This is a genomic window from Azospirillum fermentarium, assembly GCF_025961205.1.
GTDB lineage: Bacteria > Pseudomonadota > Alphaproteobacteria > Azospirillales > Azospirillaceae > Azospirillum > Azospirillum fermentarium.
In genome coordinates this window covers 82860-104501 of record NZ_JAOQNH010000002.1, presented here as the reverse complement: position 1 = coordinate 104501, position 21642 = coordinate 82860, and the positions used below count along the sequence as shown (strand labels likewise).

Annotated in this window: 21 protein-coding genes; 6 read left to right on the top strand and 15 right to left on the bottom strand. The window is 68.9% G+C overall.

The window, feature by feature from the left end; all coding sequences use genetic code 11:
* Positions 1–58: 58 nt before the first annotated feature.
* The 10 genes from M2352_RS15445 to M2352_RS15400 all read right to left on the bottom strand — a co-directional run bounded on the left by M2352_RS15445 (position 59) and on the right by M2352_RS15400 (position 11754).
* Positions 59–268: a hypothetical protein gene (locus tag M2352_RS15445; RefSeq protein ID WP_264665461.1), complete on the bottom strand. Its 210-nt coding sequence runs from the start codon at positions 266–268 to the stop codon at positions 59–61.
* The gene (locus M2352_RS15440; protein ID WP_264665460.1) at positions 265–1923 is read right to left on the bottom strand and encodes an FAD-dependent oxidoreductase; all 1659 of its coding nucleotides are present in this window, start codon (positions 1921–1923) and stop codon (positions 265–267) included. The genes M2352_RS15445 and M2352_RS15440 overlap by 4 nt, the downstream gene beginning before the upstream one ends.
* Positions 1924–1929: 6 nt before the next feature.
* Positions 1930–2331: a c-type cytochrome gene (locus M2352_RS15435; RefSeq protein ID WP_264665459.1), complete on the bottom strand. Its 402-nt coding sequence runs from the start codon at positions 2329–2331 to the stop codon at positions 1930–1932.
* Positions 2332–2414: 83 nt separating this feature from the next.
* Positions 2415–3752: a hypothetical protein gene (locus tag M2352_RS15430; RefSeq protein ID WP_264665458.1), complete on the bottom strand. Its 1338-nt coding sequence runs from the start codon at positions 3750–3752 to the stop codon at positions 2415–2417.
* Between the two features lie 25 nt (positions 3753–3777).
* Positions 3778–4815: a glycosyltransferase family 2 protein gene (locus tag M2352_RS15425; RefSeq protein WP_264665457.1), complete on the bottom strand. Its 1038-nt coding sequence runs from the start codon at positions 4813–4815 to the stop codon at positions 3778–3780.
* A 4-nt stretch (positions 4816–4819) separates the two neighbouring features.
* A complete protein-coding gene (locus M2352_RS15420; protein ID WP_264665456.1) occupies positions 4820–7090 on the bottom strand; it encodes a GumC family protein in 2271 nt (756 codons plus the stop codon).
* A 55-nt stretch (positions 7091–7145) separates the two neighbouring features.
* Entirely contained in the window at positions 7146–7988 is an 843-nt protein-coding gene (locus tag M2352_RS15415) for a WecB/TagA/CpsF family glycosyltransferase (protein WP_264665455.1), read from the bottom strand.
* Positions 7989–8007: 19 nt separating this feature from the next.
* A complete protein-coding gene (wecC, locus tag M2352_RS15410) occupies positions 8008–9258 on the bottom strand; it encodes a UDP-N-acetyl-D-mannosamine dehydrogenase (RefSeq protein WP_264665454.1) in 1251 nt (416 codons plus the stop codon).
* The gene (gene wecB / locus M2352_RS15405) at positions 9242–10450 is read right to left on the bottom strand and encodes a non-hydrolyzing UDP-N-acetylglucosamine 2-epimerase (RefSeq protein WP_319802047.1); all 1209 of its coding nucleotides are present in this window, start codon (positions 10448–10450) and stop codon (positions 9242–9244) included. The genes wecC and wecB overlap by 17 nt, the downstream gene beginning before the upstream one ends.
* Before the next feature lie 29 nt (positions 10451–10479).
* On the bottom strand, positions 10480–11754 hold the full coding sequence (locus tag M2352_RS15400; RefSeq protein WP_264665453.1) for a polysaccharide pyruvyl transferase family protein: 1275 nt from the start codon (positions 11752–11754) through the stop codon (positions 10480–10482).
* Between the two features lie 244 nt (positions 11755–11998).
* Here M2352_RS15400 and M2352_RS15395 point away from each other — a divergent pair, with 244 nt between their 5' ends.
* The 3 genes from M2352_RS15395 (at position 11999) to M2352_RS26505 (ending at position 15312) form a co-directional block, all read left to right on the top strand.
* Positions 11999–13105, top strand: a complete 1107-nt coding sequence (locus tag M2352_RS15395; RefSeq protein ID WP_264665452.1) for a nitroreductase family protein — start codon at positions 11999–12001, stop codon at positions 13103–13105.
* Between the two features lie 14 nt (positions 13106–13119).
* Positions 13120–14658, top strand: a complete 1539-nt coding sequence (locus tag M2352_RS15390; RefSeq protein WP_264665451.1) for an MATE family efflux transporter — start codon at positions 13120–13122, stop codon at positions 14656–14658.
* A 102-nt stretch (positions 14659–14760) separates the two neighbouring features.
* Positions 14761–15312: a cold-shock protein gene (locus M2352_RS26505; RefSeq protein ID WP_319802046.1), complete on the top strand. Its 552-nt coding sequence runs from the start codon at positions 14761–14763 to the stop codon at positions 15310–15312.
* Positions 15313–15342: 30 nt separating this feature from the next.
* Here M2352_RS26505 and M2352_RS15375 read toward each other — a convergent pair whose 3' ends face one another.
* The 3 genes from M2352_RS15375 to prmB form a co-directional block, all read right to left on the bottom strand.
* On the bottom strand, positions 15343–15522 hold the full coding sequence (locus M2352_RS15375; protein WP_264665450.1) for a hypothetical protein: 180 nt from the start codon (positions 15520–15522) through the stop codon (positions 15343–15345).
* Positions 15523–15558: 36 nt separating this feature from the next.
* Positions 15559–15849 carry a FeoA family protein gene (locus M2352_RS15370; protein ID WP_264665449.1) on the bottom strand — a complete coding sequence of 97 codons (291 nt, stop codon included), beginning with the start codon at positions 15847–15849 and terminating at the stop codon, positions 15559–15561.
* Between the two features lie 80 nt (positions 15850–15929).
* Complete coding sequence (gene prmB / locus M2352_RS15365; RefSeq protein WP_264665448.1) at positions 15930–16856, bottom strand: 50S ribosomal protein L3 N(5)-glutamine methyltransferase; 927 nt, start codon at positions 16854–16856, stop codon at positions 15930–15932.
* A 131-nt stretch (positions 16857–16987) separates the two neighbouring features.
* Here prmB and M2352_RS15360 point away from each other — a divergent pair, with 131 nt between their 5' ends.
* Positions 16988–17620: an MBL fold metallo-hydrolase gene (locus tag M2352_RS15360; RefSeq protein WP_264665447.1), complete on the top strand. Its 633-nt coding sequence runs from the start codon at positions 16988–16990 to the stop codon at positions 17618–17620.
* Positions 17617–18153 carry an AAA family ATPase gene (locus M2352_RS15355; RefSeq protein ID WP_264665446.1) on the top strand — a complete coding sequence of 179 codons (537 nt, stop codon included), beginning with the start codon at positions 17617–17619 and terminating at the stop codon, positions 18151–18153. Before M2352_RS15360 ends, M2352_RS15355 begins: the two co-directional genes overlap by 4 nt.
* A 6-nt stretch (positions 18154–18159) precedes the next feature.
* Here M2352_RS15355 and M2352_RS15350 read toward each other — a convergent pair whose 3' ends face one another.
* Positions 18160–19020, bottom strand: coding sequence for a ParB/RepB/Spo0J family partition protein (locus M2352_RS15350; RefSeq protein ID WP_264665445.1), 861 nt, complete (start codon positions 19018–19020; stop codon positions 18160–18162).
* Positions 19007–19993, bottom strand: a complete 987-nt coding sequence (locus M2352_RS15345) for an AAA family ATPase (protein ID WP_264665444.1) — start codon at positions 19991–19993, stop codon at positions 19007–19009. Before M2352_RS15345 ends, M2352_RS15350 begins: the two co-directional genes overlap by 14 nt.
* A gap of 491 nt (positions 19994–20484) precedes the next feature.
* Between M2352_RS15345 and M2352_RS15340 the strand changes: the two genes are divergently transcribed.
* A complete protein-coding gene (locus M2352_RS15340; RefSeq protein WP_264665443.1) occupies positions 20485–21432 on the top strand; it encodes a replication protein RepA in 948 nt (315 codons plus the stop codon).
* Positions 21433–21642 lie beyond the last annotated feature (210 nt).

Here is a 21642-nt window from a genome sequence, read left to right as displayed (position 1 = left end):
GGTTCGTCCCTCCCTTGCCCAAACTACCTCATGCGACGCCGCATAAACGGTTAAGACCTCACCTTTTGCGCAAAACGGTCACCGCCGCGATGATGCCGGCGGCCAGCCACAGCAGCAGGCCCGGCCCGGTCCACACAAAAAACAGCACCGCCGCGCCCGCCGCCGCGGCAACGGCGGGCACGATGCGGCCCGGCCACGCCGAGGCGAACACCAGCGACAGGGGCGGCAGCAGCAGCGCCACCAGCGCCAGGACAAGACGGGGGATCATGCCGCGGTTCCTTCCTTCAGATGGGTGGACAGCCGGATGGCCAGCGCGATGAGCATCATGGTCGGGCCGGAATAACCGGCGGTGGGGAACACGCCGCTGCCGGCGACGTACAGGTTTTCCAGCCCATGCACCCGGCAATTGGCGTCCACCACCCCATCCTCGGGGCGTTCGCTCATGCGGGTGGTGCCGATGTGGTGGAAATGGCCGCGGACCTTGCGGTCCACCTCGTCGGCATCCAGGGTGCGCAGGCGGAATTCGCCCATGCCCAGCGCGGTCATGGCCTCGGCCACCGCCGCCTGCCCCTGCTGGAAGGTCTTGTAGTCGAGATCGTTCAAGGCCCAGTGCAGGTTGGCCCGGCGGTTGCCCAGCGCATCGCGCTCCGCCGACAGTTCGATGCGCGACGCCGGGTTGGGCGCCTGTTCGATGCGGTGGTCCAGCAGGTAATAGCGGGCGTCGCCGCGGGTGGTGGTCAGCTTGTCCCGCACCGCCGCCGCCGCACTGGGCAGGTTGCCCATCACCTCCGCCACATCGTCGAGGAAGGCGGGGTCGAACGGCTCCCAGAAGGCGTCCTTCATGCGGCCCATCGCCGCGCGCACCGCCTCGTTCTCCTGCGGCACCAGGAATCGGCAGTAGTACTGCAGGATGCCCCGGCGGCGCATCGCCGCCTCGGTCAGGCCGAGGTTCGCGTTGACGTTGAGGGAGGCCATGTAGTCCGAATCATAGATGGCCGGAAACTTCCCCTTGGCGGGGATGAACACGCCGGAGATCACATGGGCGTGCTCCATGAAATGGCGGCCCACATGGCCGTGGGCGTTGCCCACCCCCGTCGGCATCACGTCGTCGGACGACAGCAGCAGCCGGGCGTTCTCGATGGCGTGGCAGGCCAGGACGACGCGCTTGGCCCGCACCTCGGTGGTCCTGCCGTTCAGCGCGCGCACGGTCAGCCGCTCCACCCGCCGCCCGTCCGGGTCCAGGCCGATGTGGGTCACGTTGGCGTGCAGCAGCAGCTTCAGGTTCCCCTGCGCCATCAGCCGGTCGCGGTAGAGGGGGCGGAAGCGCACCTGCTGGCTGATCTGGAACACCTTGGTCATCAGCGTGTCGCCGTGCGCTTCCAGCAGGTCGTTTTCCGGCAGCTTGCGGGCGCGGAGCTGGAACGCCGGATCCCACCCTTCGGGTGTCAGACCCAGCATGGCGGCGGCGCGGTTGATGTGGGGGGCGAGATCCGCCGCCGTCACCGGCCACGCCGGCACGCCCAGGTCGGGCCGCCCCTGATAGTCGATGGGGTCGTTGGGGCGGCAGTACCCGCCCCAATGGTTGGTGGTGCCGCCCAGATAGCGCAGCCGGCACGCGGTCAGGTCGAAGTACGGCAGGCCGGTGTTGGCCCCGCGGTACAGCCCCTGGGTCTGGCCGTCGATGTCCAGCCCGCCGCTTTCCAGCATCAGGATGCGGATGGGGGCGTCGGCAAGCTGCATGGCCAGCGTCATGCCCGCGGCCCCGGCGCCGACGATGCACAGGTCGGTGTCCAGCACCGCCGGCACGTCGTCGGTCAGCGCGTCGGCAAAGCCGCTGGTGCCGGGGGTGGCGAAGACGGGGCGCGTCAGCAGCGCCGCCGCCCCCGCGGCCAGCAGGGTGCGGCGGTTGAGGGTGATGGGCATGGGGGCTTACTCCCGGCTCAGCAGATAGGTGACCACGGCGTCGGCATCGGCGGGCGGCAGGCCGGTGATGGCCATGTTGGTGCCCGGCACCGCCGCTTCGGGGTCAAGCAGGAAGGCGCGCAGGGCATCGGGCGTCCAATCCCGGTCCCCCTGCCCCGCCATGGCCTCGGAATAGGCATAGCCGCGGGCCTGTCCCGCCGGACGGCCGACGATCCCCACCAGATGGGGGCCGACGCCGTTGCGGCGCTTGCGGATGTCGTGGCAGGCGGCACAGGTGGCGAACAGGTCGCGCCCGCGCTCCACCTTTTCCGGGTCCAGGGCGGCGTGACGCTCCTCCCCGCCGACGCAGCCGGCCAGCAGCGGGGCCAGCAGGGCCGCCGCCACAAGGGTCTTTGCACAAGACGGCATGACGGGCCGTTCCTTCCCGTTTGCATGAAGAAGAGGGTGTGCGCCGATGGTGGTCGGATCGCCGCCCACCGGCAAGAAAGCGGTCAGCCTACCCCCGGCGCGGCCGGCACCACCCCGTTCGGATGGGCGGCGGGCTCCCCGGCGGCGGGGCGGGTGAGCGCCAGGAAGCGCAGGTGGGCGCGCATGTGCCAGATCACCAGAATGACCAGCGACCCGAAATGGATGGAGGAGGTGAAGGTGAAGGCGTTGATCGGCACCGGCACGCACAGCCAGCCGACGAAATAGCCGGCCATCACCGCGGCACACCACCGCTCGTCGGCATCGAAGCGGCGGGCGCCGCCGATGCCCACCTTCACCGCCTGGAAGGTCAGGTACACCGCCGCCCCCCCGCCCAGCACGCCGAACTGGAACAGCGCCCCATAGAGGCCGAGGTCGGTGAAGTTGACGTGCTGGGCCAGCGAGGCGGCGATGATGTTGTTGATCCGCCCCGACGGGGCCGACATGCCGAACCCCACCCCGCCGGTATCGAGAAAGATCGGCAGGTAGTGGAAGAACGTCTCGAACCGGATGGCGACGTTCAGTTCGCGGGATTCCATCAGGTCGTCGCGGGCCAGCAGCGCGATGTACGGCTCCAGCAGGACCGGCAGCACCACGATGGCGCACAGCGCCATGGCCGCGCGCACCAGAAAGGGGCGGAACTGGAACGTCTGGCGGTCCAGCAGCAGCGCCACCGCCACGCCCACGGCCATGGCGATCAGCCCCTGCCGGCTCTGCACCAGCTGCACCTGCAGCGCCAGGCACACGCCCAGCACCGCCAGCGCCCCCGCCTTCCACCCCGGTCCCATCCGCGACGACAGCACCAGCACGAACAAGGCCAGGGAGGCGAAGAAGAACTCGTACTTCATGATGACGATGCGGGCCACGTCCTGGCCGAAGATGGAGCGGCGGACGAAGCTGCGCAGCATGGGCAGCGCCCCCGCCTCGTACCCGATCATCAGGGCGGCGGCGATGACGCCCGCAGCGATCAGGCCCCACACCACGTCCTTGGCCGTGCAGCGCAGCGCCACCAGCAGATAGACCTGCAGCACCGGCAGATAGACGTAATGGGCCGCCAGCCAGTGGCTGAGCGGCTTGGGGAAGAACACCGTGTTGGCGAACAGCGACACCACCAGGAACAGCACCAGCAACCCCAGCGGCCACAGCAGGAAGGGGTGGGCGAACACCATCCCCCGCCACACCAGCACGGCAAAGGCCCCCAGCGACAGCATGGTGAGCACCGCCAGCCCCCCCTGGCGCACCATCACCTCGTCCATGCCGAGGAAGACGGCCAGAAGCTCGTTGTGGAACAGGGTCAGAAACGTGACCAGCGCCACCCGCCACAGGCTGACGCCGGTCCGGTCGAAAAGCATCGTTTGGGCCATGGCCGCTTCCCCTTCTTCCGATGGTTCAGGCGATGCGCCGCACGGCGTAGCGCAGCAGCGCCGGGCCAGGGGTGACAAGGCCGTACAGGAGGATCCACGGACCGGCCAGACGGGTGCCCGCCCATTCCGGCAGCTTGCCCCGCCACCACGCCCGCCCGCTGTCGGCCAGCAGCCCGGCCAGCGCCAGCAGCGCCAGCGGCAGCGACCCGGCGGCGGCGGCCAGCAGCGCCAGCCCCTGCAGCCCGCCGCCGGCCACGATGCCCCGCTCGCGGTTCAGCACCGCCGCCAGCCGGGCGGGATGGGCCAGATGCTTGCGCAGCAACTGGCCCACCGCACTGGGCCGCAGGTCGCGGTAATAGCTCATCTGCCGCTGGGGCGAGAAATAGTAATGGGTCAGGTGCAGCGCCATGCACACCGGGATGCGCAGGATGCGGTGACGCCCCGACAGGCGGAGCGCGAAATCCCAATCCTCGCACATCTTCTGCTTCTCGTCGTAGCGCAGGCCCGGTTCCAGCGCCTGCGGCCCCAGCAGGATGGCCCCGCCGGTCAGGCTGACCGGCACCGGCCCTTCGGGCGGGTGGCGCCAGATGACGTCACCCTCGGGGTTGTTGCCGGCGTCGAAACGCTGTTCCTTCAGCGCGCCCACCACCGCCCCCGCTTGCCCCCCCGCGATCAGCGCAATGGCGGTGGCGAGGAAATCGGGGGCGGCCACCATGTCGCCGTCCAGCAGCATCAGATAGCCCGGACGGGCGTGGGCCAGCACGGTATTGCGGGCCACCGCGGCGTTGACCTGCCCGTCCAGCCGGTACACGCGGGTGTCGGGACGGGCGAAGGCGAAATCGGTCATGGCCCCGGTGGTGCCGTCGGTGGACGCGCTGTCCACCAGCACGATGTCGAGCCGCCCGCCGAACAGGTCCGGCGGCGGCAGGGACTCCAGGCAGGGCAGAAGGAACGGCATTCCGTTGCGGGCGATGACCCCGATGGTCAGCCGCCCGCCGGGGGGAAGGGCATCGGCGGCACGCCGCCAATCCCCCCCGGTGAAGCTCTGAAACGAAGCGGTCATGATCTCAGCCCGAGTAGTAGCGGTAGGCGGCGCGGGCCGACACCGCACTGTCGCCGAAGCCGTACAGCGCGTGCTTGCGGCTGTGGACCTGGGTCACCGCCACGCCGGCCACCCGCGCCCCGGCATCACGCAGCTGGTCGAGCGCGAAGCGGGCCACCCGCGGGCTGGTGCGGTTCCACTGCACCACGAAGATGCACTGGTCCACCGCCTGCGCCAGCGCGCGGGAATCGGCGACCGGGGCGACCGGCGGCGTGTCGATCAGGATCAGGTCGTACAGATGCCGCACCGCCGCCAGCACCGCCGCCAGTTCGTCACGGCCCAGCGCGTGGGACGAACGCCCCATGGCCTTCAGCGAGGCGGCCAGGGCGCCGGCGGTGATGACGTGGGCACCGGTCAGCGCGTCCTGACGGATCATCCCGGCGATCCCGGCGTCCGCCGGCAGCGGCTCGGCCAGCGGCTGCAGGGTGCCGCCCAGCAGGTTTTCCAGCGACGGGCGGCGCAGGTCGGCGTCGATCATCAGCACCCGCTGCCCCTGCTGCGTCACCATGCGGCCCAGCGATGCCACCAGCATCGACTTGCCTTCTCCGGTGACGGAGGAGGTGACCATCACCGCCTTGCCCCCACCGGTCCGCTGCATCTCGATCATCAGCGATGTGTAGAGGCCGCGCAGGCTCTCGCCATAGGCCGACGCCGGACGGTTGACCACGTGGCGGGCCAGGGCGCGGCGCCCGGTCAGCGACCCGCCGATCACCGGCACCAGCCCCAGCGGGTGGGCGTCGAGCGCGTGGCGCACGTCCTCGCTGCCGCGGATGCCGTTTTCCATCAGCTCCGCCGCCACCACCAGCAGCAGCCACAGGGCCACGGCCACGATGACGGCGCCGGCGGCCAGCAGCTTGCGGTTGGGGCCGGAGGGCAGCGACGGTTCGGCGGCCCCCGACAGCACCCAGGCGTCGGGCTGGTCGATGGCGACCCGCTCATGGGTGTTCAGCTGCTGGGCATAGTCGGTGAGCAGCAGGCGGTTGGCCTCCGCCTCGCGCTCCAGGTCGCGCATCTGCACCTCGGCCGATTTGGTGCGGCCCAGTTCGCCTTCCAGCGCGCGGCGGGATTCCTCCAGCGTGGTGACCTTGCGGGCGGCCACGGCGGCCTCGCTGCGCACGGCGGCGACGGCGTTGTTGGCCTCCGCCGTGATCTTGGCATCCAGCGAGGCCACTTCCGACCGGCTGTTGACGACCGACGGGTGCGACGGGCCGTAGTTGGACAGCAACTGCGCCTGACGCTGGCGGGCGGCGATGTCGCTCTGCAGCAGGGCGCCGACGCCGGGGTTGGCGGCGGTCATCATCTCCAGCACCGCGCGGGGGCCGCGGGTGTTCAGCGCGCCTTGCACCTCGCGCAGCCGGGCGGCGGCGCTGTCGGCGGTGGCCTGCGCGGTCAGCAGTTCGGTACCGATGGTGGAGAGCTGTTCCGACACGAGGTTGGAGGTACGCCCCTGCACGATGCCGGCGTTGGCGCGGAAGGCTTCCACCTTGTGTTCGGCCTCCTCCACCTTCTGCCGCAGGTCGGCGATCCGGCTGTTCAGCCAGGTGGTGGCGACGCGCTTGGTCTCCAGCTTGGCATCGAGCTGGTAGGTGATGAAAAGCTGCCCCATCAGGTTGGTGACGGCGGAAGCCAGCGCCGGATCCTGGGCGGTGAACTGGATCTGGATCACGCGGGAATCACCCATGGGCACCACCCGCAGCTGATCGCGGAAGCGGGGCAGCACCTCGGCCTCCACCGGGTCGGGGACGGCCTCGCCCCCCTCGCCCGGCGCCTTGGCCCAGCGGGCGGGGCCGATGCCCATCCCGGCCAGCCAGCCTTTCCAGTCGGGCATCTTCAGCGACGCCAGCCAGCCGGTGGGCGGATCGACGGCGGGGTTGAATTCCACCCGCTCCGCCAGCTTCGCCTCGGCGATGGCCTGACGGGCCAGCCGTTCGGAATTCAGCACCTCCAGATGGGTCTGGATGTCCACGGCGGCCTGACCGGCGCGCGGGGCGAGCTGGGCTGCAGGCACGTCGGGCTGCTTGATGACCAGGGAGCCGGTGGCGGTGTAGAACGGCTTCAACATCACGATGACCGCCAGCCCCGGCAGCAGCACCAGGAACAGCGGGATCAGCGCCAGCCACAGCCGCCGCCGCACGATCAGCCCCAGGTCGGCCAGCGTGACCGTGCGGGTGGCCCCCCACAGCCATGTCTGGCGCGTTTCCGGGTCGATGGTGGTGCGTGGAGAAACGACGTTCATATCATCGGTTTCCTATGCAATACGGTATGACGCACATGAACGTTCCGGCGCCGGCTCAGCCATTGATGGGGGTGGCGCGGCGCCGGCGCGCCCGCACCACCTCCCCCGCCAGCAGGCCCAGATAGACGCAGTTGGTGGACAGGTAGCGGCGCCACAGCCGGCGCGGCTCCTGTGCCATGCGGAAGAACCATTCCATGCCGGCGTTCTGCACCCACACGGGCGCGCGCCGGGTGTGGCCGGCGAACACGTCGATGGACCCGCCCACCCCCATCAGGAACGGCACCCCCAGCCGGTCGCGGTGCTGCTGGGTGAAGCGTTCCTTCATGGGGCTGGAGATGGCGACGAACAGGCAGTCGGCCCCGGAGCGGCGGATGGCCTCCACCACCTCCGGTTCCTCGGCCGGGCCGAAATAGCCGTCGCGCCAGCCGGCGAAGGTGATGCCGGGATGGCGGCGGCGGATGGCGGCGATGGCGTTTTCCAGCACCTCGCGGCGCGCGCCCAGGATGTAGGGGCGGTAGCCCTTGGCCGCGCACAGCCCCAGCACCCGGTCCATCAGGTCGATGCCGGCCACCCGGCCCGGCACGCGGATGCCGGCCAGCCGCGCCCCCCACACCACCCCCATGCCGTCGATGTTGATGAGGTCGCTGCCGCACACGTCGCCCCGCAGGGCCGCGTCGCGGCGCATGGACATCAGTTTCGAGACGTTGACCACCACATGCTTCAGCGGCACCCGCCGGCCCATGGCGTCGTCGATGACCGCCAGCGTCTCGTCCATGGTCAGGGGATCGACGGGCGATCCCAGAAAGACGGCGCGGCGTTCCGGCACCCCATGGGCCGCCAGCAGGGCGGCGGTCGGGGCCGGGGTTTCGGGATCGGACCCGTGATCGTGCGTGCTCATGGCTGCCCCCTTGCTGCCGTTACCACACGCCCACGGTGTCGATGACGAACTTGTCCTTGAGCAGATCCCGGTCCACCTCAAGGAAGTTCATGTGGTCCACCAGCAGCACCACCATGTTGGCCCGCTCGAACGCATCCTCGAACCCGGCCAGTTCCAGCCCCAGGCCCTCCAGGTCGGGGGGCAGGCGGGTGATGTGCGGCTCGACCACCAGAATACGCCCGACCTTGTCGCGGGCCAGTTTCTGCACGATGTGCACCGCCGGGCTTTCGCGCAGGTCGTCCACGTCCTTCTTGTAGGACAGGCCCAGGCACGCGATGACCGGCTCCACCAGATGACGCGCCTTTTCCTGCACCTTGGCGCAGACGAAATCGGGCTTGTGGTCGTTGACCTCGCGGGCGATGCGGATCAGGCGGGATTCCTCGGGCGCGCTGTCCACGATGAACCACGGATCGACGGCGATGCAGTGGCCGCCCACACCGGGGCCGGGGCGCAGGATGTTGACCCGCGGGTGCAGGTTGGCCAGTTTGATGAGTTCCCACACATTGATCTTCAGCCGGTCGCAGATGACCGACAGCTCGTTGGCGAACGCGATGTTGACGTCGCGGTAGGCGTTTTCCGTCAGCTTCGCCAGTTCCGCCGTGCGGGCGTTGGTGGGGCGGCATTCGCCCTCGCAGATGATGCGGTAGAGGCCGAGCGCTGCCTGCGCACACTGGCGGGTGATGCCGCCGATGACGCGGGCGTTGTTCACCACCTCGTCCAGGATGCGGCCCGGCAGCACCCGTTCGGGGCAATGGGCGACGCGGATGTCGGACATCTCCCCCCGCTGGGTGGGGAAGGTCAGGTCCGGGCGTTCCTCCGCCATCCAGCCGCACATGCGTTCGGTGGTGCCGACGGGCGACGTGGATTCCAGGATCACCAGATCACCCGGCTTCAGCACCTTCGCCACTGCGCGTGCGGCGGTTTCGATGTAGGACACATCGGGCCAGTGATGCCCCTCCATGTCCTGGAACGGGGTGGGGACGGCGATGATGAAGGCGTCCGCCGGCTCCACGGTGGTGGTGGCGCGCAGCTTTCCCGCCTCCACCACCCGGCGCAGCAAGGCGGCCAGATTGGGTTCGACGATGTGCGGCTTGCCGGCGTTGATGGATTCAACCGCGCGGGCGTTGACGTCCACCCCCACCACCTCTACCCCGCGGTCGGCGAAGACGGCGGCGGTGGGCAGGCCGATGTAGCCGAGGCCGATGACGGAGATCTTACCGACGGGATTCATGGAGCAACCTTTCCGCAATGCGGCCGCTGGCGCGGCCGTCGCCATAGGGATTGTGGGCGCGGCTCATGCGCAGATAGGCCGCGGTATCGTCCAAAAGCCGGGTGGCGTGCGCGGTCACCGCGTCTGCCGACGGGCCGATCAGTTCGACCGTGCCGGCGGTCACCGCTTCCGGCCGTTCGGTGGTGTCGCGGGTGACCAGCACCGGCTTGCCCAGCGACGGTGCCTCTTCCTGAATGCCGCCGCTGTCGGTCACGATGAGGTGCGCGCGCATCATCAGATAGACGAACGGCAGGTAATCCTGCGGCGGGATCAGGTGGACGTTGGGCCGGTCCTTCAGCACCGCCGCCGCGGCCTTCTGCACGTTGGGATTCAGGTGGACGGGGAAGACCACGCCCACGTCGGGCCGTTCGGCCAGCCACGACAGGGCCATGAACACCTGTTCCAGCCCGCCGTCGAAATTCTCCCGCCGGTGGCCGGTGGCCAGGATCACCCGCCGCCCCTGCCCCGCCAGATCGGCCAGGAAGGGAAAGCGGGCGTCCAGCTCCGCCTGCAGCCCCCGGTCCCGCTCGATCCGGTCCACCGCGTAAAGAAGCGCGTCGATGACGGTGTTGCCGGTGACCAGCACGCGGGAACCATCGATCCCCTCGCGCAGCAGGTTGGCGCGGGACTGTTCGGTGGGGGCGAAATGCAGGTCGGCCATGGCGGTGGCCAGCCGGCGGTTCATTTCCTCCGGCCAGGGGGAATGGACGTTGCCGGTGCGCAGGCCCGCCTCCACATGGCCCACCGGCACCCGCTCGTAGAAAGCGGCCATGGCCGCGGCCATGGTGGTGGTGGTGTCGCCCTGCACCAGAATACGATCGGGGCGGCAGTCGCGGATGACGGTCTGGATGCCGTCCAGCACGGCGGCGGTGACATAGCTCAGCCCCTGCCCGTCGCGCATGATGTCCAGATCGTACTGGGGCCGGATGGCGAACAGCTCCAGCACCTGATCCAACATCTGCCGGTGCTGGGCGGTGACGCACACCAGCGGGCGGATGCCGGGGGTGGCCTCCAGCGCCTTCAGCACCGGGGCCATCTTGATCGCTTCGGGCCGGGTGCCGAAGACGATGAGGACGGTGTGTTCCTTTCCGCGCACGATCGGCCCTCCCGCCGGCGCATGGACGCCGGGCGTTCCCTTGGTCGGTGGTGGCATGTCTCAGGCTTCCCTGTGTCGTGTCCGTATCAGTAGGCGGCGGCCATCTCGGCCCGCCCCCGCTCCAGCGGGCAGCGTTTCAACCGGTCGAGCGCGCGCTGCAGAGACTCCGGCCAGTCCAGTTTGCGGGCGGCCAGCAGCCGGCGGATGTCGCCCTCGTCCGCTTCCAGCCGGGCGAGCGCCTCCCGCAGGGAGGCCGCCGTCATCGCCGCCCCGTCCAGCACGTAGCGGGCATCGCCGAACAGGTCGCGGTTGATGCCTTTGGCCTTCAGGCTGTAGGCGATGGACAGGGTGGGCACCCCCGACGACAGCGCGCCGATGGTGGCGTGCGTGCGCGCCGCCAGCACATAGCGGCAGCGCGACAGCGCGTGTTTCAGTTGCGGGGCGTTCAGCGTGCGGGGAGCCACGGCGATGCGCCCGCCCGCCGTGCCGGTGTGGGCGGTGAGGCCGCTGAGCAGCGCGTGGTCGCATTTGACCGACGATCCCGATTGCCCCACCACATGGGGCAGCAGCAGCACGCCGTACCCTTCGTCCGCCAGCCCGGCGATGAAGGCCGCAGCCTCCTCCTCCAGCGGGCGCCCGGTGGTGCCGGCGGCGTGATAGCGGCGGATCAGCGGGCTGAGGTTGACGGCCACCGTGCCCTTGTCCCCCTCCTTCGGCCAGAAGCCGGCCAGCGCCACCGGCTCCGGCTTCATGGAGAACGCCGGGTCGCAGGCCAGCGCCAGACGGCCATCGACGCCCTGGGACTGCAGCCACGCGTGCGACAGGGTTTCCCGCGCCACCACCAGGTCGAAGCGGCGGAGATGGCGCGACACCGCCCGCTGCACCGGGGCGGGTGCGCCGTCGAACGGCCCCACCGACGCCCCCCACAGCACCGCCGGCAGGCCGCGGTCCATGGCCGCCCCGTCCACCGCCATCATGGTGAACAGCGACACCAGCCCGTAATCGAGCGAATAATTGTCCCCGCCGGTGGACACCAGCATGTCGGCGCTTTCCAGCGGCCCGCGGGTGCCGGGAGCCAGCGGCCCGCGGGGCCACGGCAGCCGGCTCCACCCCGGCACCCGGCGGACGGCGCGGTCCCACCAGCGGTGCCCCGCCCACGGGTCCGCCACGGGCACGAAGGTCACGCCGTGGGCGGCGGCGTCGGGCCAGAAGCGCCGGTCCTCGTCCGCGTCCGCCGAGGGCACCAGCAGCGTCACATCCCCGAACGCTTCCCGGAACAGGGCGGCGGCGGAACGGATCAGCGCCTCGCACCCATGGTTGGCGAAGGAGCGGTGTCCGGTGAAATACAGCCGCAGCGACATGAACGGCCACCTGTGCTTGTGGGATCGACAGGGGAAAAATAGCGGCCCCACCCGCCCGCCGCAGGAACGCCGAAGCAGCATCGCCCCTTTCGCTGGCCGGCAGCCCCATCGGCTGAGGGGATAGCCGAACCCGGTAAGACGTTGGCCCAGCGGCCTTACCACCGACGCCGCCCGGATATTCCGCACCGCAGCCCCCATCCTAAGAACCGTGTGATTTCGCGGATGCGGCAGAAGAGGTTGGGGAATGACGCAGCAGGATGTGGCGGTGCCGGCCCCGCCGGTGTCGTGGAAACGCGGGCTGGCGGCGCGGGTGTTGCCCGCCGCCGCCGTGGCCCGGCTGGCGGCATGGAACCGGCGGCTGCGGGCCATGGCGGCGCTGGCCGCCAACGGCTGGTACGACGCCCGGCGGTACTGGCGGTGGTCGTCGGCGGGGCTGAGCGATGCCGGCCTGGACCACACGCAACTGGCGGCCCTGGTCACGCTGAACTGGCACCGGCTGGAAAAGGGCCTCGCCCTGCCCGCCCCCCGCCCCGGCTTCGGCCAGGACGCGGCGTTGCGGCTGGTGGCGCTGCTGGATCTGTACCTTGAACGCCACGGTATGGACGCCACCGCCGCCGCCGGCGTGGACACGCTGTCGGCGTGGCAGGATTTCAACCGCCCCTTCGGCATCACCAACACCCGCGTGGCCCAGGCGCTGGCCCGCTATGCCCGCCACCCCCGCCCCGCGGCGGGCGCCGAGGGAGGCCCCGAGGGAGGCCCCAAGGGAGGCCGGGTGTACGGCGGCACCATCCCCGTCACCCGCGCGGCGGTCCATGCCGCCCGGCCCGGTGACGTGGACGCCTTCTTCGCCACGCGCCACAGCGTGCGGCAGTTCACGGGCGAACCGGTGGACCATGCCACGCTGGAGCGGGCGGTGGCGCTGGCGCTGCACACCCCGTCGGTGTGCAACCGCCAGGGCTGGCGGGTCCACGCCTTCACCGGTGCTGAGCAGCGGGCGCGGATCCTGGCGCACCAGAACGGCAACCGCGGCTTCGGCGACCGGGCCGGGGCGGTGCTGGCGGTCACCGCCGACCTGCGCCACTTCACCAGCGTCGGCGAACGGTATCAGGGCTGGATCGACGGCGGGCTGTTCGCCATGACGCTGGCCTGGGCCTTCCACGCCCTGGGGCTGGGGTGCTGCATGCTGAACTGGTCGGTAACGCGGGAAACCGACCGCGCCCTGCGGCGGGAGGCGGGAATCCCCGAGCATGAAAGCGTCATCATGCTGATGGCCGTGGGCCACCTGCCCGACACCTTCACCGTCGCCCGGTCCCAGCGCAAGCCGCTGGACGCCGTGCTGTGCATGCATTGAGAAAGGATCGGGCCGTGCGGTCGCATCTCTATTCGGTCAAGGCACTGCGGCGCGGGTTGGTGTCGCTGCTGTTCGGGCGTTTCCTGTCGGCGGGGCTGACCATGCTGGCCATGGTCATGGTCGCCCGCCATCTGGACATCCCCAGCTTCGGCGTCTACGCCCTGCTGCTGTCCACGCTGGGGCTGGCCATCACCTACACCAGCCTGGGCATGGATTGGGTCAGCGCCCGCTATCTGCCGGAATACCGCATCCACGCCGCGGCATCGGACCTGCGGCGGTTCCTGACGTGGTTCGTGGGCGTGCGGGCGGCATCGCTGGCGGTGTTTTCCGCCGCCGTCCTGGCCGGGGCCGCGTGGACCGCCGCGTGGCTGGACATCGGCGGGCAGGAGGAGGTGTTCCGCCTGTACATTGCCGTGACGCTGCTGGAGGGGCTGGTGCGCTCCCTACGCGGCGACGTGTTCGAACCGCTGCTGATGCAGGTCTCCTCCCAAAGCAATGCAGCATTGCGCGCGGTGGTGTTCGCCGGGCTGGTGGGCTGGGGCATCTGGGACGGCGGGCTGACGCTGGCGTGGGTGGTGATGGCCGACCTCGCCGCCTCCGCCCTGTCGCTGGTGGTGGCGTTCGGGCAACTGGGGTGGTTCATGGCCCACGCGCTCAAAGGGCACGAACGCAGCCCCGGCTGGACCCCGCCGCCCTTCCGCCAGATGCTGGCGGTGGGCTGGCACAATTACCTGGCCCAGGTGATCAACGGGGCGGCCAGCCCCAACGCGCTGATGCTGGTGGGCACGTCGATGGCCGGGCCGGCGGCGCTGGCCGGATTCGGGTTCTGCCGCACCTTCGCCGACCAGTTGCGCCGCTATCTGCCCATCACGCTGCTGATCCCGCTGGCGCGGCCCAAGATCGTGGCGTCCTTCGCCGTGGACAACGACTATGGCCGGCTGAAGGAGCGGGTGCAGTTCCTGTACAAGGCCAACCTGATCGTGCTGATGCCGGCGGTGATTCTGGCCGCGGCCTTCGGCGACGACCTTCTTGCGGCGATTTCCGGCGGCAAGTACGGCGACGCCTGGGCGGTGGCGGTAGGATTCACCCTGTTCCTGGTGCTGCAAAGCCACCGGGTGGTGCTGTCGCTGCTGACCAACATCCTGAACTGCCCCGAGCTGACGTCCGCCGGGTCGGTGGCCAGCGTGGCGGCCCTGCCGCTGGCGGTGGCGGCGCTGTGGGCCGGCTGGGGGGCCGAGGGGCTGGTGGGCGCCATGCTGCTGGGCGAGGCGCTGTCGCACATCGTCATCATCGCCATGCTGGGGCGGCGCGGCTACGCCTATGGCATCGATGCCGGGGGATACGCCCGGCTGGGGCTGGCGGCGGCGGCCTCGGTGGTGCTGACGCTGCTGCTGCCCGCCCCCACGGGAATCGTCGAGCAGACGGCGGTCTATGCCCTCCCCGTGGCGCTTTTCGCGGTGCTGACACTGGTTCTGTGGCCCTTCACCCCGTTCGAACGGGGCATGATTCAACGCTTCATCGGCACCCGCCGGCTGATGGGCCGGCGGGCGTGATGGCGGGCATGATGGGGTATCCCTCCATCCTTTTCTTGACGGCGCACGCGAACCAAGGGACAGTCTAGGATCGTTCCTTGTTTTTTACGAATCGAACAACCGATGTACAACCGTCCGACGGGCAAGAGTGGCTTCCGCACCCCCACAGCCACCAAGAGCAACATCACCGCACAGGTGAAATGGTACAACGCACAGAAGGGCTTCGGCTTCGCCAGCCTGAGCGACGGTTCGCCCGACGCTTTCCTGCACGTCTCTGCCGTCGCGCAGAGCGGGTATGACACCCTGCCCGAGGGTGCCACCCTGAGCGTCGATGTGGGCGATGGTCCGCGGGGCCAGCAGGTTCTCGCCATCTATTCCGTCGATCTGTCCACCGCGCGGGCTTCCGGCCCGGCGCCGTCGGCCCCGCGCAGCCGCTTCGACGACTCCGCCGCCGCCGGCGGCGGCGAGGAAGTGGAAGGCGTGGTGAAGTGGTTCAATGAAACCAAGGGCTTCGGTTTCATTCAGCCCGACCACGGCGGCAAGGACATCTTTGTCCACATCAACGCCCTGCGCACCAGCGCCGGCCTCTCCACCCTGGCCGAAGGTCAGGTTGTGCGCGTCCGGGTCCGCCAGGGCGGCAAGGGCCCCGAAGCGGTGTCGGTCACGCTGATCTGATCGGGTTTCCCGCGGCGGCGGCGGGGGCGGTCAATGACACCGCCCCTTGCCGTCGCCGCAGGAGCATCCACCGCACCCGCCCGTCTCCTTGACCTCGCGGCCAAGGGCTTTCAGCACGGCGGCGCGGGCGGCGGCGGGCAGAACGACCCGCCACAGGGTCCAGGCCGCGGCCAGTGCGACCACGGCATACACAATCACCATCTGCACCATGACGGCTCCTCCTGGGGACGGTTCCTTCTGGGACGCTCAGCCCTGGGTGGACAGGTCCACCATGACCGCGTTCGCCTCCGCCCGGCGCAACGCGATGATGTGTTCGTTGACGCGGATGGCGATGGGATCGCGGCCGGGGAAGGCTTCGTGCAGCACTTCCACCTTCGCCCCTTCCACCAGCCCCATTTCGATCAGCCGGCGTTCCAGTTCGCCCAAAGGCAGGGGGCAATCGATGCCCGCCTCGTCAAGTCCCGTCACCTCGCACCGGGCCCCCTTGCGCAGGGCGCCCAGACGGGCCGGACCCGTCGTCGTCTCAGCCACGCTCATCAACGGCACTCCCAATCCCTGCCCCTCATAGGGGCATGCGAATGATACGCACGTTCAGGGGCGGAAGCGCAAGGGGGATCTCAGCCCCGCTTCCACTGCTCGCGGGTCAGCCAGAAGACCTCGCCGAAGCTTTCGGCGGTTTCCAGCCACAGGAAGTCCAGGTTGGGGTAATCCTCTTCCAGGATCTCGCGGCCCGTGCCGAATTCGCACAGCAGCCCGCCGCCGTCCACCAGATGGCGGGGGGCTTCGGCGATGATGCGGCGCACGATGTCCATGCCGTCGGCCCCGGCGGCCAGCGCCATGTCGGGTTCGTGCAAATATTCCGGCGGCAGGCAGGCCATGGCCTCCGCATCCACATAGGGCGGGTTGGTGAGGATCAGGTCGTAGCGCTGCCCCTTGACCGGCGCGAACAGGTCGCCGTGCAGCAGGGTCACGCGGTCCTCGACTCCATGGTCGGCGACGTTCTTCGCCGCCACCTCCAGCGCCTCTTCCGACAGGTCGATCGCGTCCACCTGTGCGTTGGGGAAGACCTGGGCGGCCAGGATGGCCAGACAGCCGGACCCGGTGCACAGGTCCAGCACCCGTTCCACCGACGCCGGATCGTCGATCAGGGCGAAATCCGCCCCGCCGATCATGTCGGAGAACAGGATTTCGCCGATGTAGGACCGCGGCACGATCACCCGCTCGTCCACATAGAAGGGGATACCCTGGATATAGGCGCGGTTGGTCAGATAGGCGGCGGGCTTGCGGGTCTCCACCCGCGCCTCGATGAGGACGGCCAGCGCCTCGCGCTCCGCCAGGGTCAGACGGGCATCGATATAGGGATCGAGCTGGTCGATGGGCAGGTGCAGGGTTTCCAGCACCAGGAACACCGCCTCGTCGAAGGCGTTGGTGGTGCCGTGCCCGAACGACACCCCGGCGGCGGTGAAGCGGCTGACGCCGTAGCGGATGAAATCGCGCAGGGTGCGCAGATCGGCGGCCACGGCCTTGGGATCGAAGGAGATCACGGGAGGAATCCACACTTGGCAGGAACGGGGACTGCAGGGGATGTACCAGACTCCGCCGCCGGCTTGCCAGGAAAAGCACCCTTCGCGTAGCTTGGGCGGGCACCGCGTCCGCCGCCAAGGATCATCACGCCATGAAGTACGCCATCGTTCCGGTCACCCCGTTCCAGCAGAATTGCAGCCTGTTGTGGTGCGAAGCCACCAAGCGGGCGGCGGTGGTCGATCCCGGCGGCGACCTGCCGCGCATCCTGAAGGCGGCGGAGGCCGCAGGCGTGACCATCGAGAAGATCCTGGTCACCCACGGCCACGCCGACCACGCCGCCGGCACCAAGGCGCTGGCCGACCAGCTGGGCGTGCCGGTGGAGGGGCCGCACACGGGTGACGGTTACTGGATCGACGGCATGGCCGACCAGTGCCGGATGTTCGGCTTCCCCCCCTCCCCGTCCTTCACCCCCGACCGCTGGCTCGCCGACGGCGACACGGTGACGGTGGGCGAGGACAGCCTGTCGGTCATCCACTGTCCCGGCCACACGCCGGGCCACGTGGTGTTCTACAACGCCGCGTCCCGGCTGGCGGCGGTGGGCGACGTGCTGTTCCAGGGGTCGGTGGGGCGCACCGACTTCCCCGGCGGCAATCATGAGGAGCTGATGCGCTCCATCAAGGACAAGCTGTTCCCGCTGGGGGACGACGTGGCCTTCATCCCCGGCCACGGGCCGATGTCCACCTTCGGCGACGAGAAGCGGTTCAACCCGTTCGTGCGGGGATGAGCGGGCTGCTGATCGCCCTGGCGGGGCTGCCGGGAACGGGCAAGACCACGGTGGCCCGTGAACTGGTGCGGATGCTGGCCGCCCGGACACCGGGCGGGCGGGCGGCGTTTCATCTGCGCATCGACACCATCGAACAGATCCTGCGCGCAACCGGGGCCTTCGGCCCCGACCTCGGCCCCGCCGGCTATTGCGTGGCCCACGGGGTGGCCGAGGATAATCTGCGGTTGGGGGCGGTGGTGATTTCCGATTGCGTCAACCCGCTGCGCATCAGCCGCGACGGCTGGGCTGCGGTGGCGGCGCGGGCCGGTGTGCCGATTCTGGATGTGGAAGTCATCTGCTCCGACGCAGCCGAGCACCGCCGCCGGGTGGAAACCCGGCGGGCCGACATTGCCGGTTTGGTGATGCCCACCTGGCAACAGGTGGTGGACCGTCCTTACGACCCGTGGGACCGCCCGCGTCTGGTGATCGACAGCGCACACCAGTCCGCAACCGGCGTGGCGGCGGTCATTGCCGCCGCCGTTCATCCGGTCTGACGGCGCTCAGACGGCCTCATCCCCCAGCAGTTCGGTCAACTGACGGTGCAGGATGCGCAGGGCCGCGCGTTCCTCATCGCCCAGGCTGTCCCGGTGGGGCAGGATGGCGCCCACCTGCTTGTTCAGCCGCTTGACCGACGACATCAGGCGCGTGACCGGCGCCGGCACAGCAGCCCCCGCCGGCTCCGCCCCCGCCTTGGACGCGCGGGCGTCCTTGACGGTCTTGGCGCCGTTCTTCACCCGGTCCCACAAGGCGAGCTGCTCCGCCTCGTCCTTCACCCACGCGACCTCCACCAGCACCGAGCGGGACACGTCCCTATGCGATGACGCATACTCCTGCTTGATGCGGGCGGGCAGGCTGTTGAGGCGCAGGGTATGGCTGACATAGCTCTGGCTCTTGCCGACGATGCCGCCCAGTTCCTCCTGGGTGTAATGATGGGTGTCCATCAGGCGGGCCAGCGCCTCGGCCAGTTCCAGGGCCGACAAGTCCACGCGCTGGACGTTTTCCACCAGCGCCAGTTCGTCGGTGTCACCCGAGGTGACGATGGCGAAGATGGTGTCGCGGCCCAGCATTTCATGGGCGCGGAACCGGCGTTCGCCGGCCACCAGGATATAGTCGCCCTTGGCCTGTTCCTGCACCAGGATCGGCTGCTTCAGCCCGTGCCGTTCGATGGACTGGGCCAGCGAGGCCATATCGTCGGGATCGAAGAACCGGCGGGGCTGGTGCGGGTTGGGGTGGATGCGGGCCAGGTCGATTTCGATCAGCCGCGGGAAGTCGGACGCCGTGCCGAACAGCGCATCGCGGGCGGTGGATTCCATGGCGGTGCGGAACAGGCCGACGTTGCGTGCGGTCTTAGGCTTCGTCATGGCGCAGCAATTCCTTGGCGAGATCGACATAGCCCATGACACCCGGCGTGTCGGGCAGCACCTCCAGCGTCGGGCGGCCGGCGGCGGCGGACTGGCCGTAGCCGGTGGAGCGGTTGATGGGGGCGAAGATGCGGGTCTTGGCGCCCAGGGTCTCCCGCAACTCCTTCAGGGTTTCGTTGTCCTGATTGTAGCGGGCGTTGAACATGGTGGGCAGGATGCCCAGCACGGTGACGGCGGTGTTGCCGCGGCGGCGGATCTTCTCCACCGTGTCCAGCAGCAGCGGAATGCCCATGATGTCGAGGAATTCCGTCTTCACCGGAATGATGACGCGATCGGCCGCCGACAGGGCGTTGACGGTCAGCAGCGACAGGTTGGGCGGGCAGTCGATGACGATGTAGTCATAGGCGTGCCGCGCCGCCTCGATCTTTTCCCGCAGCACGGACGAGGCGAACGGCTCCGCCATCAGTTCGGTGTCCGCCGCCGCCAGCATGATGGACGAGGGCACCAGATCGAAGCTGCCCACCGGCAGCACGATCTCTTCCAGCGGGCGGTCCTTCAGCAGCGCATAATAGAGTGTGGCCTTGCCCATCTCCAGCGACCGCGGGTCCTGGCCCAGGAAGATGGTGGCGCTGGCCTGGGGGTCGCTGTCGATCAGCAGCACGCGGGCGTCGTGGCGGGCCAGGGCGGACGCCAGATTGACGGCGGTGGTGGTCTTGCCCACCCCGCCCTTCTGGTTGGCGACGGCCACCGTGACGGCGCGGCGCTCCACCTCCGGCGCCGGAACGGCGCTGTCCTGCCCGTCGGTCTTCAGGAACAGGGCCACGCGGGGGGGAATGCGTTCGGCCCCGCTTTCCCACCGTGAAATGCGGGCGCGGTCATAGCGGCGGCCCAACCGTTCGTTAAGCCAGCCTGCAAACTCCTGTTGGGTGGCGCCGCGCTGTTCGCGCAGCGCCTGCATCTCGGCCCCGGTCATCGGCCCTCACCGGTCATCGCGTGTCCTTGAAGCAGAGCGGGAAGCTGCAGGCGCAGCCCCCGCGTATTCTTGTGGAAGGTGCTCTCTGGAACGAACGGTGCCGCTGTTGACGCCCGATGTCAACAGGCACGCGACTCGCAAGCAGACCGCGAATCACCGGCAACAGAGAGGGAGCGAATCACCACCGGCACCGTTACGAAACCGATCCGATTCGCGGAACGGGCCGGCTTTGAGTCGTCCACAGGCCCCCGATTCGCCCCACGTATTCTGGTGCGGGATTCACGTAGTCTGGTGGCAACGACTCGGTTTCTCCCGCGTAGTCTGGTGGCACAAGCAAATAATCAAGAATCAAATAACCACTACTAGCCCACTCCACAAGAATACGCGTTGACGGCCCGTGGCAACTCTGCCCACTCTGCCGATCATCGTCATGAAACCGCAGCAGGCCGCCGTCTCATACCCGGCGTCCCGCTCGTGGCAGGAGCACGGATATGGGTGAGATCCATCAGCTAATCCTTCAACACGGCAAAGACCGTGCCCGCGAAATGGTCCCGCGCGAGCAGAAGGCGCTTGTGGATGCTGCGGCATCGGTGCTTGCCGACGAATCGCGGGCAATGGGCATAACCTACAGTGGTTTTTGCCTGACGGCATTGCCTCATAAACGGTTGTCGGACGACCAGACCTGGCGGCGCGATGGGCACAAGGTCACGCTGGTGGTCCAGCCCGGCGTTCTGCTGGTGGGTGGAAAGGAAAAGATGTTCGGGGTGCCCTACGGCTCCCGTGCCCGTCTGATTCTCCTTTATCTTCAAACCCGTGCGCTGCAGTCGAACAGCCGTGAGGTGGAATTGGGCGCTTCCATGCGCGACTGGATGAGCCGGATGAACGTGTCCACCGGCGGCCAATCGTACCGGGACGTGAAGGAACAGTGCAACCGGCTGTCCGCCTGCCACCTGACCTTCTTCTGGGACGATGCGGACAGCAAGGGACGGGGCAGCAAGTTCGCCAAGGATTCGATCGTCGTCGGCGGTCTCACCTTTACCGAAGAGGACGAACGGCAGGGTTCCTTGTGGGAAGAACGGGTGCTGCTGTCGGAAAGCTTCTTCAAATCCCTGCGGGAGCACCCCGTTCCGGTTCTGGAATCGGCGATTCGGCAGATTTCGTCCAAATCCATGGCAATGGACATCTATATCTGGCTGGCCTATCGCCTGCATTGCCTGACCGAACCGACCAAGATCTCCTGGCAATCGCTCTACGCCCAGTTCGGTGCCGGCTATGATGAAATCCGTCACTTCAAGACCCGGTTCCCCGAAACCTTGAAGGTAGCGATGAATGTCTACCCGGAAGCCAAGGTCGAAATCGGGCGCGAAGGCATGACCATGCATCCTTCCGTGCCTCCGATCGCCAACGACCGGCGTCAGGCCATGTTGATGGGCATGTAATACTTTCAAGAAAAACGGGCCCACTTCCCAATTGGGGGGTGGGCTGGGCGGGCGCCGGTCATTCGTGAGCCTGAGGGCCGAAGACTGCAGCGCGATACCGCCCGGAACACCGTCACCAGTGTCTTTTCATGCCGAAAAAAAATTGTTCCCACGCTCTTTCCCTGAACGGAAAAGGGCACCCTCCCCGCCTGCCTGCAAGCCGCCAAGCAT